Annotated in this window: 12 protein-coding genes; 3 read left to right on the top strand and 9 right to left on the bottom strand. The window is 45.3% G+C overall.

All coding sequences use genetic code 11. The features are described from left to right. The first annotated feature begins 393 nt into the window (after positions 1–393). Both AB4482_RS09845 and AB4482_RS09840 read left to right on the top strand, forming a co-directional pair. On the top strand, positions 394–780 hold the full coding sequence (locus AB4482_RS09845) for a hypothetical protein (protein WP_102257652.1): 387 nt from the start codon (positions 394–396) through the stop codon (positions 778–780). 237 nt (positions 781–1,017) lie between these two features. Then, positions 1,018–1,374 (top strand): hypothetical protein, encoded by a 357-nt coding sequence (locus AB4482_RS09840; protein WP_372112105.1) that lies wholly within the window; start codon positions 1,018–1,020, stop codon positions 1,372–1,374. A 137-nt stretch (positions 1,375–1,511) separates the two neighbouring features. Here the strand turns inward: AB4482_RS09840 and AB4482_RS09835 are convergent, their stop codons facing one another. Together AB4482_RS09835 and AB4482_RS09830 are read right to left on the bottom strand one after the other, a co-directional pair. Beyond that, positions 1,512–2,525, bottom strand: coding sequence for a LacI family DNA-binding transcriptional regulator (locus AB4482_RS09835; protein WP_004732795.1), 1,014 nt, complete (start codon positions 2,523–2,525; stop codon positions 1,512–1,514). 96 nt (positions 2,526–2,621) lie between these two features. After that, a complete protein-coding gene (locus tag AB4482_RS09830) occupies positions 2,622–5,720 on the bottom strand; it encodes a GH116 family glycosyl hydrolase (protein WP_372180867.1) in 3,099 nt (1,032 codons plus the stop codon). Between the two features lie 64 nt (positions 5,721–5,784). Between AB4482_RS09830 and AB4482_RS09825 the strand changes: the two genes are divergently transcribed. Further along, positions 5,785–6,732: an aldose 1-epimerase gene (locus AB4482_RS09825; RefSeq protein ID WP_372112101.1), complete on the top strand. Its 948-nt coding sequence runs from the start codon at positions 5,785–5,787 to the stop codon at positions 6,730–6,732. Positions 6,733–6,778: 46 nt separating this feature from the next. Here the strand turns inward: AB4482_RS09825 and AB4482_RS09820 are convergent, their stop codons facing one another. The 7 genes from AB4482_RS09820 to AB4482_RS09790 all read right to left on the bottom strand — a co-directional run bounded on the left by AB4482_RS09820 (position 6,779) and on the right by AB4482_RS09790 (position 15,981). Continuing rightward, positions 6,779–9,193 (bottom strand): GH36-type glycosyl hydrolase domain-containing protein, encoded by a 2,415-nt coding sequence (locus tag AB4482_RS09820; RefSeq protein ID WP_372180866.1) that lies wholly within the window; start codon positions 9,191–9,193, stop codon positions 6,779–6,781. A gap of 108 nt (positions 9,194–9,301) precedes the next feature. Further along, on the bottom strand, positions 9,302–10,393 hold the full coding sequence (locus AB4482_RS09815; protein WP_333008087.1) for a sn-glycerol-3-phosphate ABC transporter ATP-binding protein UgpC: 1,092 nt from the start codon (positions 10,391–10,393) through the stop codon (positions 9,302–9,304). Next, the gene (locus tag AB4482_RS09810) at positions 10,393–11,742 is read right to left on the bottom strand and encodes a GH1 family beta-glucosidase (protein WP_261886635.1); all 1,350 of its coding nucleotides are present in this window, start codon (positions 11,740–11,742) and stop codon (positions 10,393–10,395) included. The genes AB4482_RS09815 and AB4482_RS09810 overlap by 1 nt, the downstream gene beginning before the upstream one ends. 17 nt (positions 11,743–11,759) lie before the next feature. Then, on the bottom strand, positions 11,760–12,608 hold the full coding sequence (locus AB4482_RS09805; RefSeq protein WP_017061568.1) for a carbohydrate ABC transporter permease: 849 nt from the start codon (positions 12,606–12,608) through the stop codon (positions 11,760–11,762). A gap of 46 nt (positions 12,609–12,654) precedes the next feature. After that, positions 12,655–13,641: a carbohydrate ABC transporter permease gene (locus tag AB4482_RS09800; RefSeq protein WP_102398449.1), complete on the bottom strand. Its 987-nt coding sequence runs from the start codon at positions 13,639–13,641 to the stop codon at positions 12,655–12,657. 66 nt (positions 13,642–13,707) lie between these two features. Continuing rightward, positions 13,708–14,955 carry an ABC transporter substrate-binding protein gene (locus AB4482_RS09795; protein WP_017083012.1) on the bottom strand — a complete coding sequence of 416 codons (1,248 nt, stop codon included), beginning with the start codon at positions 14,953–14,955 and terminating at the stop codon, positions 13,708–13,710. 18 nt (positions 14,956–14,973) lie between these two features. Next, entirely contained in the window at positions 14,974–15,981 is a 1,008-nt protein-coding gene (locus AB4482_RS09790; protein WP_009846150.1) for a LacI family DNA-binding transcriptional regulator, read from the bottom strand. Positions 15,982–16,123: the final 142 nt, after the last annotated feature.

Here is a 16,123-nt window from a genome sequence, read left to right as displayed (position 1 = left end):
GCTAATCCGCGATGAACCTTAAAAAACCAGCTCAACATCCTACCGTCATCCTGACTCTCTGGGGTTTTACCATTGGGTTTTCCAAACATTGACTCTAGCACTCCACTCGCAGCAGTGTTAACTCGGCAACGAATGACATCTAGACTGTGATGTATGAATACCGAGTCTCCTCGAATGGATGTAGAATAACGGACGTACATTTTCCTTTCCGATGAAGTGTACCCGGATTTTTCTAATCTACTTGCTAGCAAATCTGCCTGTAATTTTGTTAAAGATAAAGAATTCATGATTATTGATTCGGTTAAAAACTCATGGGACAGTGTCTCCATATGGAGACATTTAGCCTAATAGCTTATGTGATTATAAATGACGGTCTATAGAGGAAACTAATAAATGTTTGAGAGAATTGAAGATCTGACGTTTGTTAACTGGAAAGATTTTGGTGTGATTGTCGAAGAAAGTGCCAATGACACTGCTTTCACAACGATCAAAGATTACGCACAAACGATAGGTTTTATACTAGGCACCCGCGCTACTCGAGCCTCACAAGAATTGATGTCTTTAACGAAAATGTTCCCGTTTTCGGTTGTTAAAGGCAATCCCAATCAATATCCATATAGAGTCCTCGAAGCGATTTTTTTCACTGTTATCGTTACAGCAGAAGAACGAGATATCATCCTAGCGGCAACAGCTGAAAACGCGACCCAAAAAGCCAAAGAGAGAGCCTATAACGTTTTAGAACCTCTCTTAATTGAACCACCTAAGTTTCTTTTAAACTAAGACGCTTTTGTCCCAGATCGATTCGTGTAACCAGATGAAAATAATTACAAAAATGATCACTATTGCCCCGTAGAAGTTACTAGCTTTTTTCAAATGTCCTCTTGCAAATGATTGCGAGAAAGATGGAGATATTTGAATGAGCGATGCACCAGAAGATAGTGATAATTTAAGTCTGCGGAAAGTGAGATAGAATGGTTAGCGCGTGCCAATCCATTCAATTCTACATATGAGATTATTATGAAAAACTCTACAATCAAAGCTATTATTGCTCTTTTGTTCTGCGTTGGTGCCACAAAGATCTATGCTAGTGAAGAATGGGGATATATAGCAAATGACCATTATGAATGTGAAAATGATCACATGGCGATTAATACATCAAAGGGTTGGTTATTAGCTGAGGCCTACCCTCCATACTCTGGCTTGAATTCAGGCTCTTACATCAAAGGCAATCTGCGTCAATATGGATTTCAAGACGTTTTAGTGTTTAAAAATGAACATGACTCGTCTCCTTCAAGCGCAAGGATCTATATTGATAATTACTGGATGAGTGATGAAGATGCTGGGCGATATTGCTACTCCGGTGAGGACCTGTAGGTTACTTCAAAACTATCCTGACTACTTCTATCCGGCTTGAATCGTATGCTTGGAAAGCCTTCACTCTGCTGTTCTCAAACTTGCTTTTGTCCCGAAGCGAATCATCACGGGCGCACACCTTGATGCTTGTCTTGAAATTAACGATACAGAGACTTGGTCGACTCTCTGACGATTAGATCAATGGGTGGCAGTCGAGCTTCATGCCGTTCGCCAGATAACAAGTTCAAGATCGACTGAGCACACACTTCACCAATCTCTTCAATCGGCTGTCTCAGCGTCGTCAGGGCTGGCGTGAAATACTTAGACGTCGGCAAGTCATCAAAGCCAATCACAGACACATCTTCTGGCACTTTATAACCGTGGTCAGACAGCGCCTTAATCGCACCGTAAGCCGTTTGGTCATTTGCAGCAAACAAGGCGGAGAAGTGAACCTTCGACTCTATCAATTCAACGGTTTTCTCATAACCAGATTCACTACTGAAATCACCTTGTTTAACGAGTTTTGGCATCACTTTAATGCCCGCCTCTTGAAGTGCTTTCTTATAGCCTTCAAAGCGATTTCCCGAATCAGGTTGACTTGAAAGCCCCTTAATATGAGCAATATTCACATGCCCTTGTTGCAGTAAATGTAAGGTTGCCATGTAGCCGCCCAACACGTTATCAATGTTGATGGAGCGGACGTTATTCTCAACAAAATCGTAGCCAACCATCACGATAGGAATGTCTTGTGCATACTTGGCAATTTCTTCCTGAGTAATGCTTCCTGTCACGATGATCATGCCATCCACGTTGCTTTTTGCGAGATACTCCAACGCGTGCATTTCTAACTTTTTCTGCCAATGCCCTGTCGCGATCACTAACGAATAGCCTTGAGCGATCAGCGTTTTTTCCATGTCGTTGAGGATACGACTGGTGTAGGGGCTATCAGGGTGTTGCACCAAGACACCAATAGTGAGCGAGCGTCGGTTGGTGTTTTCTTGCATTTGGAAGTTAGGTTTGTAGCCCGTGTCTTTAATGGCTTGCTCAATGTTTTGGCTTTTATCATCAGACACATAAGTGGTTCGATTAAGGAAGCGAGACACGGTGCTGGGAGAAACGCCAGCCAGTCTTGCTACATCGTATACTGTTGTTTTTTTTGTTTTAGTGCGCATCTCGAATCCCTAATCAAGTGACATTCGGGGAGCTTTAAGCTCCCCATCAGTTTCAACCTGCATACCACTGCTTTAGCTGAAAATCGTGTCATTAAGTTAATACAAGTAGGCGAAGATCATCCCCGGTCTAAAGTAGCGACCAGCCGTATATTTCAAGCCAGTGCTCAGTAGCCATTTGTGCAAGCCAGCCAGCTTTTCTAGCGGGATTTCACCGCTCACCATTTTAACAAAATTATCAGTATCTTTCGTCAAGGTTGGATTAATCCGACCGTCAGACAGCACACAGTTTTGACATTTAAGTACACTTAGCCAGTTTTTCGCATCATTTTGTGTCAACTTAAAGACTTCCATAAGATCTTTCTCATTGACAGACACAGAGCAGTTGAACCCTTCTGGCGCTGCAAATGGAATTTTTGAATAGTCATACAGCGCGGTATACACGGTATCCATCAATGTTTCTGCTTGCTGAGATTTACCCGCCAGACTCAACGCCGTTGCGACACTAAACTGCACACCAATCCATACGTCTTGTGCTTGGAACGCTTCATGCGGCGAACCATCGGCCAACGTCATATTCGCAACCCCAAGCTTAGGGCTGTTAATCTCAAAGTTGTGCTTATAAACATAGTCTAGTGCGCGTTGGATGTTCTCTTGCGGGAAAATACCGTCTAAGCCGATGAGCTTTAGGTAGCTGTCGGCCAACAAGGCATCACCAAAACTGTTGTCAGAATCTGGCACTAAATCTAAGTATTCTTGAGTAAAGGCTTGTGGCGCCGTCTCACTCAGCAAGCGTTTCTTAGAGACTCTTTGAGATACTTTACTGATGCTAATGGAAGTATCCCTTTCATTGAGATAGGTATTGAGCGTGTTCTTGTCAGCAATCGCATCGCCAGTCAATGAAAGCCCTAAGGTTTCCAGAGCTTGATAGCCTTCACCTGTTAAATGCTTGGCTTGAACTGGCGTCACGAAGAAGTGGTAGTAACCCTCTTTGTCATCCCACAAGCTTTGCTCAACGGTTGCCAACGCCTTTTTAGAACGCGTTAAGTAACCGCTAGCTAGCTCGCTTTCACCCATCAATTGTGCAAGTTCGCTCGCGGCTTGCAGGCCAGCAACCCACAGGCTCGCACAATAAATAGAGATGCCGTGAGAAGCTAGGTTATCAAAGGTATCGTCTGTGCCTCGGGTTAATGGTAAATCGTCACCCTCAGCAATCAAATTCGATAAAAAATCGATGCTTTCAGTTACCGCTTGCCAGCACTCATTAACCACAGAGAGATCCTGGGTGTTTTGATAATGGCGGTACACCATCAGAATGTATTTCGGCGCTAAGTCCTTCCACTCTTTCACGTTGTGCCAACTGTAAGCATCGGGCTGAATGTCGAATGGGCTGCCTAAGTCGTGGATTACCGCACCTCGAATAGCACGTACACCTTGATACTTTTCATCAATCAATTCGGCATTAGGCGTCGCTTCGTATTCCCAGTAGCGGCGCTGAGTGAAGTCTTCCGCCAAAATGGCCTTAGAAAACTCTTTCATCACACAGCCATCAAGCTCAGGCAATAAATAAAGCAGAGAGAAAGATCCGTAGAAGTACACATCCAGAGAGTTAAAGAATGGGTAGTCGACACACTCTTTTACCAAGAACTTATCTTCTTTGTCCCATACCGTTGATTCCGCCAAGAACGACAATGAGTTCATCGCCATCGTTGCATAGCGAAGTGCCGATTCAGGCTGCGAGATCTTGCTTTGAGCTTGCTCTAGGAAAGCGGTTTGTTGTGCGACGATCTGCTGCTCAATCGCTTCGAGCTTAGGCAACATGTCTTCTAACATAGGTAATGCAGGCTTTACTTGCGGGTAGAATTGCGTGTAAGCCTTATCTGAGTGCCAACCATTAAGCATGACTTTGCTGTGTGCCATCACCTGTGCAAAACGCAGGTCAACAGACTCGCCAGGTTCCAATTCAACCTGAACCACCACCAATGCGCTCAACGCTTCACGTCCTGTGTAAATGCCGGTTTGGAATTCCGCGTTGGTACGGCCTGTTTTCAGTGCGAACTCTGTTTGCTGAGCAGTCTTAGAGGTATAAAGCGTTGGTTTGACAGAAATCGCAACCTTACCAGATTCAGTCAAATGGTTATCTGCTTGAACACCAAACACCACTTCGCCTTCAATATCGCTTTGATAAGGCGATTGGCTAGACAATTGAACACCCGTAAAGCTGCCGCTTTCACCCTTTAAGTTAACCACTTCATGCTGCTGAGCAATCGGATTTTGAGACAAGGTACATGCCGAATCCTGAATACCATCACGGCCTTTCTGGTAGGTTGAGCCAATCAAGTTTTGAAGCGGCTGAGCAAGCGTAATCACGCGTGGTTGCGATGAATCATTGGTTAATTCAAAGTGATTCCAGTGCATCGGCAAAGAACACAGTCGTTTGTTCTCTTTAACGATCGGAGAGACGACCTTACGCTTTATATTAATATCTTCGAAGCTACTGTATTTATATTCAGCTAATGGATACAAAGCTTGATATTCTATATCCTTGCCATTAACACTATCTATATCACGGCCATTGATATTATCCATATCATTATTATCACCCGCAGTAAGTGATAATAATCTCGTTGTATCATTTATTAATAAACCATTAAAGAAATCTAAGGCTACATATAATTGACAAATAGTTGAACCTGAATCTTCTTCAATCAACAATTGAGTCTTATTTGAAAATTCAACGTTCCATTTTGTAAAGTTAGCTTTATTTTCTTGGTAGAAGCGACCATTTTTTAATGCTGTTTGAATGAGACTAATCGCATTCGACATTTCTCTACTTTCAATCTTTTTGCCATCAAACAAAGCAGGATAGAAGTTCAGGTGAACGCTTAGCTCTTGTTCATTAAGAACTTGCAGCGTGTCGATGGTTGGCACATTCATCACTGACGCATAAAAATCATTAAAATTAATAACTTGCTCTGAACAATCGACAAAGATTCCCGGAATAAAGCTGAAGTTAGGCGTGTTGCCGTTTGGTGTGAGTGTAAATGTGTTACCAATTCCGCCGACTGCCATACCGGTATTTTCTGGCGTGGTCGAAATTGGCGTGTACCAAGGTTGAATAAATTCAACTGCATCACCTTTTTTACACAAGTGTTCTGAATTTCCTGAGTAGCTCGTATATGGAATTTTATTATTCATGTTAAAACCGCCATTGAATATTTTTTTCTTCTTGTTAATATCTTTCAAAAATGGAGACATCAACATGTTTAAAATTATAAATGAAAAATTTGGAAATATTGACTCTGTCACATTAATAAATCAGCAGCATGGTATAGAACTTCAAATAATCAATGGGTTTGGTGCTGTTATAAATAAATACATTGTAAATAACAGTCCATTCTCTTTTATTTGTGGCTATCAGAATTATGATGAACTGATCAACCAACATCCGTTCTTTTCCCGCAGTGCTAAATTATTCCCTTTTCCAAATCGTTTAAACTTAGGTCGCTACAGTTTCGACAACCAAAACCATCAACTCCCAGCTAACTTCCCTTGGTCTGATCACGCCGTACATGGCCTGCTCTACAACCAACCTTTTTCAATCACAAACAGCGTAGCCACTGAAAAATCTGCCAGTGTGACGTTGCAGTATCAAACGTCGTCTTTGCATCCTGCTTTCCCGTTTGCGTTCAACCTTGAAGTCACCTTAACTATCGACATCACGGGTAGACTCTCTTCCTCAACGACCGTCTCTAATCTGGGTGATTTCGCCTTCCCATTCGGTGATGCTTGGCACCCTTATTTCTCGCTCGGCAATGACCTAGAACAGTGTGAATTGACTATGTCGCCTTGCACTGAGGTCGTACATGAGAACGACCTACCCAATGGTGAAAAGCACGCTTTTGACCGTTTGTCTTTGGACGATTCACTCACCAATCAAAGCTTAAATCATTGCTTTGAATTTGATTGCAAGACAACCAATCAACTTGCGTTTACGCGCTCAGATTCGTCTGCCGCAATTCGCTACCAACAAGATGAAAGCTACCCATTCGTTCAGCTTTACACGCCAACGAGCGAGCAAAGTATTGCAATAGAACCAATGACTTGCCCAGCCGACGCATTCAATAACCAGATTGGCTTATTAACGCTTAGCCCGAACCAGTCTCAAACCTTCACTTGGCAATGCCAAGCCACCTATCAACCAAAATAACCAAACGAAAGAGCAATAAAGGGCGCATAAAGCGCCCTTCTCTTTGTTAACCTAAAACCACTTCTACCGTGTGCTCACCCGATGTAAATACCGGTGCTTTGTTGCCTGAAATCAGGTCACCATTGACCTTCATATCAACCACGCCCTTACATACGTTATTCGGGTTCGTGACATGAATATAATAAGTCGCACCACGGAACTGACGACGAACTTTGAACTCTGGCCACTCTGCCGGAATACAAGGGTCCACCAGCAAGCCATCAATTTCAGGTCGAACACCTAGAATCCACTGCGTACCTGCCACGTATGTCCAAGATGAAGTACCCGACAGCCATGCATTACGACCTAGGCCGAACTGTTTATGTTCGTCGCCCAAGATGTTTTGCGGGTAGCAGTATGGCTCCGATTCAAAGGTATCAATATCGTCGTTCTTAGAAGCCGGATTAATTTGACGGTAGTACTCATAAGCACGCTCGCCGTTGCCCATTTTCGCTTCCGCGATCATCACCCATGGGTTTGAATGCAGGAAGATACCGCCGTTCTCTTTCGCACCCGGTGGATATGTCGAAACGCCACCAAGTTGTGGATCAAAGCCGTTGTAGCCTGGAGTTGAAAGTTTGATGCCATTGGTGGTGTTCAGCTTGTTGTAAACCGAATCTAGCGCCTGAGTAGCACGCTCTTGAGTCGCGAAACCAGAAATCACAGGCCAGCTTTGACCGTTGGTGTAGATCTGCCCTTGCTCGTTCTTGTGAGAGCCAATAGGCAGGCCTTGCTCATCAAAGTAGCGAACAAACCATTCGCCATCCCAGCCGCATTCATTGACTGTGCTCTGCATCTGTTGGTACTGATCTTTAAACTTAGCCGTCAGTTGCGCTTCACCACGCAGCTCACACAAGTCCAACATGTCGAGCAATGCTTTGCCGTACATGTTCGCCACCATCATCGACTCAGCACCCGTTGGTAGGTTCACCGTGTCGTTCCAGTCAGCAAAACCTAGCAACGGTAGGCCATGCTCACCGGTGTTGGTGTACGTAAATTCAATCGCGCGGCATAGGTGATCCCAAACCGTTCCCGTTTCAACTGGGTTACCCGCTTTGTCTTTTTGATAGAACGGGATCTCTTTATTCAAGAAGTCTGCATTGCCCGTTTCTTTCACATATTGAGTCACCGCGTAGATGATCCACAGGTGATCATCACCGTAGTAATCAGGGCGATCTTCTTCTTCACGAGAGTCACCCGCGTTCGCTTCCATGGTTGATGGGTAGAACTGGTGCATCGCAGAACCGTTGGTGTTTTGCACAGACAACAGACGCTCGATAAACTCACGCGCCTCTTCCGGCATGTGAGTAATTACGCCTAAAGTATCTTGCGAAGAATCACGGAAACCGATACCTCGAGCACCATAGCCAAGCTGGTACAGAGACAGGTAACGAGACCAGTTTTTGGTTGTGTGGCATTGACGTGGGTTATGTACGTTAAGCATCGAGTTCATTGCCGGATCTGGCGTTTCAACCTGAACCGCTTGTAGGTAGCCATCCCAGTGTTCAGCCAGTTCAGCGAAAGCCGAGTCAACCACTTGGTGGTCGCGATATTTAGCTAATAGAGGCAATGCTACTTCTAGACTCTGTTCTTGTGCGATTTGTACAACAGTGCGTTCTGTCTGCTCCGGAGATAACCAACCAAGGCGAAGGTTAAGTGCACCAATGTTGTCGCCACGCAAACACTCGGTGTTGCCTAATTCATCATTGTTTAGTGCTTCTGGCGCTGCCCATGTACCGTAACCCAAATTGCCTAAGAACGATTGGCGATCACCATCAAACGACGTCGCAGGGCGATCCGCTGTCATCAGGTTTACTGCATAGTCACGCTTCATGAAAGCATACTGCTCAAGCACGGTATGACCCGATTCTTGTTGGTGCGCTTTAAGCGTCATGGTCTGTGGAACCCAATCCGCATTCAATAGCTGCTTAAGTGCATCGAAGTGCGTGAATTCATACACAGGCACCACATCAACATGCAGCGCTTTGTCTGAAATGTTGGTGACCTTGATGTCTTGTAGCAGCACTTGGTCAGCTTTTGGTACAAAGAAGGTCGCTTCACAACGCACACCAAAGGCTTCTGTAATGATAGTGGTGTAAGACAAACCGGTGTGGTTTTCAAACTTATCAAGCGGCTTCAGAGTCGGCGTGTAAAAAGGTGAGAACACCTCTACGTTGCCCGCTTCATCACGCACTTTTAGGTAAAGGGTCGAGCCTTTAAAATCAGAGTTTGGCAGTTGTGCAATGTACTTAGTGATACGGTTGAGTGCCGGATCGCCCTTACACAACAGCACACCGCCGTTGCTATCAACAATGCCACCGAAATCTAATGTGCCGACATAGTTACACCATTTGATCGGTGTGCACGGTGTGGTTGCTACGTATTCTTTGTTTTTATCGTCAAAATATCCGAATTTCATCATCACTATCCCTAGCCCCTCCCAAATCAGGAGGAGCCAAAACAATTTGTCGTAAGTTAGTTGGTGTCAGCTCAATGGCTGAATTAAATTGACTGGCTAGCTTGTAATTGACTAGCTCGCTAGCGAGTTCTCACTCAGTGCGTCAAACAGGTGGAAAGCATCCAAGTCCAAGTAAAGTGTCAACTCTTTCACATCCACTTCAGCGGCTTGGGTTTCAACCATCAGCGGTTGACCACCAATTTCTGTTTTCAGAAGAATGCTCGCGCCAAGTAGTTCCTTGTCTTTAATTTTCACAGGGAATGGCAGTACGCGATCGTGGTCGACTTGCTCAGCACGAAGGTGGATATCTGTTGGACGAACACCAAAGTGAAGCGCTAAGTTTTTAGAGGCCAGAGACTTAAAGCGATCTGGCAGTGGGATATGAACATCGCCAAGTTCAACAAAGTATTCGCCTTCTTTTTCAATCAGTTTGGCTTCCAACATGTTCATTGATGGGTTACCAATGAATTGCGCGACAAACTTGTTAGCCGGGCGTTGGAACACTTCCGTTGGCGTACCAACTTGAGCAACATAACCATCTTTCAAGATCACGATGCGATCCGCCAATGTCATCGCTTCGATTTGATCGTGGGTCACGTAGATCGTGGTGGTTTTAAGCTCGCGGTGTAAGTGTTTGATCTCTTCACGCATCACGCCACGCAGTTTGGCATCGAGGTTAGATAGCGGCTCATCAAACAAGAACACTTTTGGTGTACGAACCATCGCACGGCCCATTGCTACACGCTGACGCTGACCACCAGAAAGCTCTTTCGGCTTACGACTAAGTAGTGGATCAAGCTCTAGCATTTTCGCCGCTTTTAAAACTTCTACGTCGATTTCCGCTTTCGGCATGCCCTTCAGTTTTAATGCAAAGGCGATGTTCTCGTAGACCGTCATGTGTGGGTACAGTGCATAGCTTTGGAATACCATAGCCAAGTCACGATCTTTAGCATCGACCTTGTTCATCACTTTGCCACCAACCACGATGTCGCCTGAGCTGATGCTCTCTAGGCCTGCAAGCATTCGAAGTGTGGTCGATTTACCACAGCCAGATGGGCCAAGGAAAACCACGAACTCACCGTCTTCAACCGTAAAATCAAACTCTTTTACAACCTCAACATCACCGAATGATTTCTTGATGTTTTTGAATTCTACTTTAGCCATTATCTGTTCTCCTCAGCGCGCTCTTGAAGCATGTTTCGGTACGCAATCGCGCTCTGTTTCAGTGTTCTTTCTTGGGTGGTGTAATCAACATGGACGATGCCAAAGCGTTGGCAGTAGCCGAATGCCCACTCAAAGTTATCCATCAGACTCCACGCAAAGTAGCCATCGACTTTCACACCCGCTTCAACTGCGTTGTGCACCGCTTCGATGTGGCCTTGGAAGTAACGAACACGTTGGTCATCCATCACTTGTCCGTTAACACGCTCGTCGTTACCTGCTGCACCATTCTCTGTAATGTAGATAGGCGGCATATTTTCGTAACGAGCATCCAGTCTTACCAATAAGTCGGTTAAACCTTGTGGGTTGATCTCCCAGCCGATGTAAGTGTGTTCAGCGTCAGTCTGTTTTACTGATTCAATGTCGCCGTTCTCGTTGAAGCGAGCGACATTGCGTGTGTAGTAATTGATACCGATGTAATCAACTGGTGCACTGATGATGTCTAGATCGCCTTCTAGAATCATCGGCATGTTCATCGCTTGGCGCTCGACAACTAGCTGTGGGTATTCACCTTTCAGTACAGGGTCGATGAACCAGTGGTAGTTCTCTGCTTCACAGTAGTCTGCAGCGCCTTGATCTTGCGGTGTCAGTGGGTAAGCCGGAGTCGCGTTAAATACCACACCATGCTTAGCATGAGGCGCGTTCTTACGAAGAATCGGCATTGCCAAACCGTGTGCCAGCATTAAGTGGTGAGACGCTAGGTAGCCCTCTTTCTCACCCTTGATGCCTGGCGCATGCTCGCCCCAACGGTAGCCCAAGAACGCAGACACAAACGGTTCGTTCAATGTTGTGTAAACATCAATCTTGTCACCAAAGTAGTTACTCACCACTTCTGCGTATTCTGCAAACTTGTAAGACGTTTCACGGTTCAGCCAACCACCTTTGTCTTCAAGGTATTGCGGCAGATCCCAGTGATAAAGCGTTACGTAAACCTTCATCCCACGAGCATGACACTCATCGATGATCTGCTCATAAAACTCTAAACCTTGCTGATTCACCACACCGTCTTGCGGCAGGATACGTGGCCATGCAATTGATAGGCGGTAAGCGTCAACGCCTAAGCCTTGAATCATCTCGATGTCTTGTTGCCACAGATGGTAGTGATCACACGCCACGTCACCATTGTCGCCGTTATCTACCTTACCCGGCTTCTTACAAAACGTGTCCCAGATAGACGGTGTACGACCGCCCTCTTCAACGCCGCCTTCAATTTGGTATGAAGATGTCGCGACACCGAATACAAATTCCTTACTGCGTAACTTTGAATCACTTGGAAGTTGAAATTTATTCATTGTTATAACCCTTAAACCTAACCTTTAACTGCGCCGGACGTTAAACCACTGATCATCTGTTTCGATGCGAACAGGTATGTAATCACAAGTGGTAAAATAGAAATTGTGGTACCTAGCATTACCGCGCCCCATGGCGTATTCGGAATACCTTGAACACTTCGTAGTGCTTGTGTGATGACGTAATTGTCAGGGTTGTTCAGCACCACAAGAGGCTGCATAAACATGTTCCAGAAGAAGACGAACTGCACGATAGCGAGTGTTGCTAGTGCTGGTTTCATCAGTGGCAGTACCACACTCCAGTACGTTCTGAACTCACCTGCGCCATCCAATTTCGCTGCTTCTAATAGCTCTTTAGGAATCGATGCAATCACGTGCTGACGCATCAAGAAGATGCCAAATGGCGTGGTTGTGAACGGTAGCCATACCGCCATGTGGTTATCCAGCAAGCCTAAGAATTTCACGATCATGAAGTAAGGGATCAGGCTAAGCACAGGCGGAATCGCCATTGAGCCAACCAGCATGCCGAACAACACGTTCTTTCCGCGGAACTTAAACACAGCAAATGCGTAGCCACCCATGCTACAAAACAGCAGCGAGATTGTGGTGCCTAAGAAAGCCACGTAAATCGAGTTAAACATCGCTTTCCAAAACGGCATGATTTCCAGCAGTTTTGCGTAGTTCACCATCAGGCTGTCGCCAATCGCAAAGCTGATGCCCGAGCCGAAGATCTCCGAACGGTCACGTGTTGAAAGCAGTGCTGACCACACAAATGGGAACACCGTAATGATTGCGGAAACAATCAGTAATATGCCGAGCATGACCATCAAGATCTTAGTCATGATGTACATGGTGCGTTCGCTTGGCATTAGGCCACTTAATGGTGAGGTATTTGTCTTAATTGATGTCGACATCTTAATGTTCCCCTAAGCCTTTCTTACCGAAGAATAAAAATTGAACCAAAGTACAAGACGCGATCAGTGCAAACAGAAGCCATGAAATTGCTGACGCTGTGCCCATTTCTAACCATTCCCAACCCACTTTGTAGAGGTACATAGAGATAGTTAAACCAGATTGACCCGTACCACCTGTACCACGCGTTAGAACGAACGGTTCTTCAAACATTTGCAGGTTACCGATGATGGTCATGGTGATTGCAAAGAAGATGAATGGACGAATCATTGGTAGTGAGATGTTCCAGAAGCGGCGGAAGGCATTCGCACCATCCATACGTGCAGCTTCTAAAATGTCTTTAGGAATCGTCATTAAACCTGTGGTGTAAAGGACGATGTTAAAACCGGTGTATTTCCAGAAAACCATGATCGCGATAGACGGCTTCACCATAGTGGCATCGTCTAACCAACGGATGGGTTGGAAATCGTTAACCCAAGCGAATGCCCAACCAAACAGCGTGCTATCGGCCAGAGCCATCAGCGTTTGGTTAATAATTCCTGAGTTAGGAGAGTACATATTGAAGAAAATCAGTGACGCTGCGACCGTTGATGTAATGAACGGTAGAAAGTACGCCGATGTTAGCCAGTGACGCATACGGTCACCCATTGAAACCAACATGTAAGCCACTGGAATAGCGACTAAGTGCTGAGCCACGCCTGAAGTGATTGCTAGCCAAAGCGTGTTCTTCAATGAACGCCATAGCCATGGGTCCGTTAAAGCAATGTGATAGTTCTCAAAACCAACGAACTCCATCGCATCCATGCCTCTTACTGGGTTCCACTCGTGGAACGACAGGTAAACAGAGAACAACAGCGGGAAGATCCCAAATACAGAAAAAATGATCAGAAACGGCAGAAGAAATCCATACGGTGTAAGCGCTTTCAAATTTAGACGAGAAAAAAGGCTTTTGTCCGCAGGTTCTATCGTTGTGCTCGCTGTATGATTCATAGTAACGACCTCTTAAAAAGGAAGCGCGTTATCCACGCTTCCTCACTTACTTAAAGTAAAAACAAATTAAAGATTACGCGTGCGACGCTTGATTAGACGCTCAGCCTCTTTAAGCGCTGTCTTGATGTCTTTGCCTTCATCAAGTACTTCCATCAAAGCGTTCTCTAAGATAATAGAACGTGCAACGTGGTCGCCTTGTGCTGGAGATACTGGTTTGATGTTCTGTGCCACTTCAGCAAACAGTAGACGGGCTTTTTGTCCGCCTAGGAATTCCATCTCTTCTTGGAAAAGCTCATCGTCATACGTTGTGATGTTCGCAGGGAAAGCGGCAATCGTTTCGAAGTGCTTAAGCTGTACTTCACGGTCAGTCGTCATGTATTCAATAAGCGCCCAAGCTTCATCTGGATTGTCTGATTGAGTTGGAATTGAAAGGAATGAACCACCCCAGCTGCCGTAGATACCATCAGGTAGGTTTTCTACTGCCCACTTACCTTTAGTTTCAGGAGCAATCCAGTTGTTTAGGTGACCAAGAAGCCAAGCGCCAGAAAGTTGAGTTGCAAATGTGCCGTTGCGGAAGCCTTCGTACCATTCGTTAGACCAAGCCAGAATGCGGCCGTCTAAGCCTTTGTCGCGAATTTCTTTTGCTACTTCAAAAGCGTGAACAAAACGCTCTGATGTAACCACTGGGTTGCCATCTTTATCGAAGTACAGACCTTCACCTTCAGGAACGGTCGTGAAGATAATCGCTTGTGCCACGTCGGCTGCCGAAGCGATAAGTTGTACGTTTTGCTCTTTCAGTTTTTCACCAGCAGCAATGTATGAATCCCAATCTTTGATTGCTTCTTCTACATCAATGCCCGCTTTTTCGAACACGTCGGTACGGTAGTACATAACACCTGGACCTAGGTCGACAGGGATACCATACATATCGCCGTCAGCGCCTTTGCCTTGTGCCCATGCGTAAGGTGCGAATCGTTCTTCGTATTTATCTGCACCGTAGTTTTCAGACAGGTTAACTAGGCCGCCAGAGCCAACAAATGGACCAATTTTCTCAACGTCGACAACAATCACATCACCGGCACCAGAACCCGTTGCAAGGTTCGTTGTGAGTTTCGTGTGGTGGTCACCGTGGTTGTTCATAAGGTAATCAACTTTGATACCCGTTTCCTTTTCGAAATCAGGCAGTAATACCTTCAGGCTGCTATCGAAATCAGGGAAACCGTCGAAACGAATTTCTTTGTCTGCTGCATTTGCAGCTGTTGTACCTAATCCTAAAGCAACCGCGCATGAAAGCGCTAAGGTCTTAAATTTCATGTTCTATCCTTAATATTTTTATAGGGTAACTGGTAAATCCGATACCGAGTTTCTAGTGACCAACGTCGGCAGCAATTTAAAGTTCACGTCATGTTTTATTTTTTTTAGCTTCTGTAGAGTGAGCTGTACTGCTTCAACGCTCATCTCTTCAATAGGGAAATTAATGGTGGTCAAACTAGGGGTCAGATAGCGCGCGAAGATGGTGTTATCGAAGCCCACCAGTGATACATCTTTAGGAACAGACAGTCCCTCTTGATGCAACACCTCGAAGGCGCCAAATGCCATGTGGTCATTCGAAGCAAATACTGCTGTGAAATGACACTTACGATTAATCAGCTTCTTCATAGCACTGATGCCCGTCTCTTCAGTAAAGCCCGCTTCCGAGACTAATGCTTCATCGTATGGCACACCCGCTTCTTCCAAGGCCTTTCGATACCCCTGCAAACGCCCCCTAGCATCTGCTTTATCTAAAGGCCCGGTAATACACGCGATATCTGTATGTCCCTTTTGCAAAAGATATTGAGTAGCGAGTAGCCCCCCGACTTCGTTATCAATATCAATGCAACTCATCGCCATTTCTGGGATGAAGCGGTTAATTAAAACCACAGGGGTCCCCTGTTCTTCCAATTCAATTAAATAATCATCACTGAGCAGTTGAGTATGAAGAATCAAAGCATCAACACGACGCCCCAACAGAAACTCCACAGACTCACGTTGCCCTTGCTCAGTATTCGAACCCGCTGTAACCACAGCGTGGTAACCAAAGCGGCGTAGGTTCTCTTCTATGCAATGCAAAATGCCTGAATAGAAAGAGCCGCCAAGTTCTGGAACAACAACACCCACACTACCAGTACGACTTGAAGCCAAGGCTTGGGCGATAGAATTCGGGCGATAACCCAGCTCCTTGATCGCTTTTTCAACCTTTAATTTCTTGTCATGACTCACTCTACTGGTGCCGTTGATCACTCTAGACACTGTCGCTTGAGACACACCTGCATGTTCTGATACGTGTTTAATTGTCGCCACTCGAACCTCGATACTTCATTAGCTTGTAACCGCTTACAAAACGATTATTAAGAAATTACGTTTTAGTTGAAGTGAGTGTCATCACACTAAAGTTGGAGGTAAAAAGGCCAGTTGTGGAAATCATGAAAGCGCTTACAGATTC

It is taken from the genome of Vibrio sp. 10N.222.55.C7 (assembly GCF_041473335.1).
GTDB lineage: Bacteria > Pseudomonadota > Gammaproteobacteria > Enterobacterales > Vibrionaceae > Vibrio > Vibrio crassostreae_C.
The sequence above is the reverse complement of the archived record's forward strand: the minus strand, read 5'-3'. Positions and strand labels throughout refer to the sequence as shown.

Excerpts from the sequence above, each read along its gene's own strand:
- AB4482_RS09845 (WP_102257652.1), top strand. The coding sequence starts at position 394 with ATGTTTGAGAGAATTGAAGATCTGACGTTTGTTAACTGGAAAGATTTT.
- AB4482_RS09840 (WP_372112105.1), top strand. The coding sequence starts at position 1,018 with ATGAAAAACTCTACAATCAAAGCTATTATTGCTCTTTTGTTCTGCGTT.
- AB4482_RS09835 (WP_004732795.1), bottom strand. The coding sequence starts at position 2,525 with ATGCGCACTAAAACAAAAAAAACAACAGTATACGATGTAGCAAGACTG.
- AB4482_RS09830 (WP_372180867.1), bottom strand. The coding sequence starts at position 5,720 with ATGAATAATAAAATTCCATATACGAGCTACTCAGGAAATTCAGAACAC.
- AB4482_RS09825 (WP_372112101.1), top strand. The coding sequence starts at position 5,785 with ATGTTTAAAATTATAAATGAAAAATTTGGAAATATTGACTCTGTCACA.
- AB4482_RS09820 (WP_372180866.1), bottom strand. The coding sequence starts at position 9,193 with ATGATGAAATTCGGATATTTTGACGATAAAAACAAAGAATACGTAGCA.
- AB4482_RS09815 (WP_333008087.1), bottom strand. The coding sequence starts at position 10,393 with ATGGCTAAAGTAGAATTCAAAAACATCAAGAAATCATTCGGTGATGTT.
- AB4482_RS09810 (WP_261886635.1), bottom strand. The coding sequence starts at position 11,742 with ATGAATAAATTTCAACTTCCAAGTGATTCAAAGTTACGCAGTAAGGAA.
- AB4482_RS09805 (WP_017061568.1), bottom strand. The coding sequence starts at position 12,608 with ATGCCAAGCGAACGCACCATGTACATCATGACTAAGATCTTGATGGTC.
- AB4482_RS09800 (WP_102398449.1), bottom strand. The coding sequence starts at position 13,641 with ATGAATCATACAGCGAGCACAACGATAGAACCTGCGGACAAAAGCCTT.
- AB4482_RS09795 (WP_017083012.1), bottom strand. The coding sequence starts at position 14,955 with ATGAAATTTAAGACCTTAGCGCTTTCATGCGCGGTTGCTTTAGGATTA.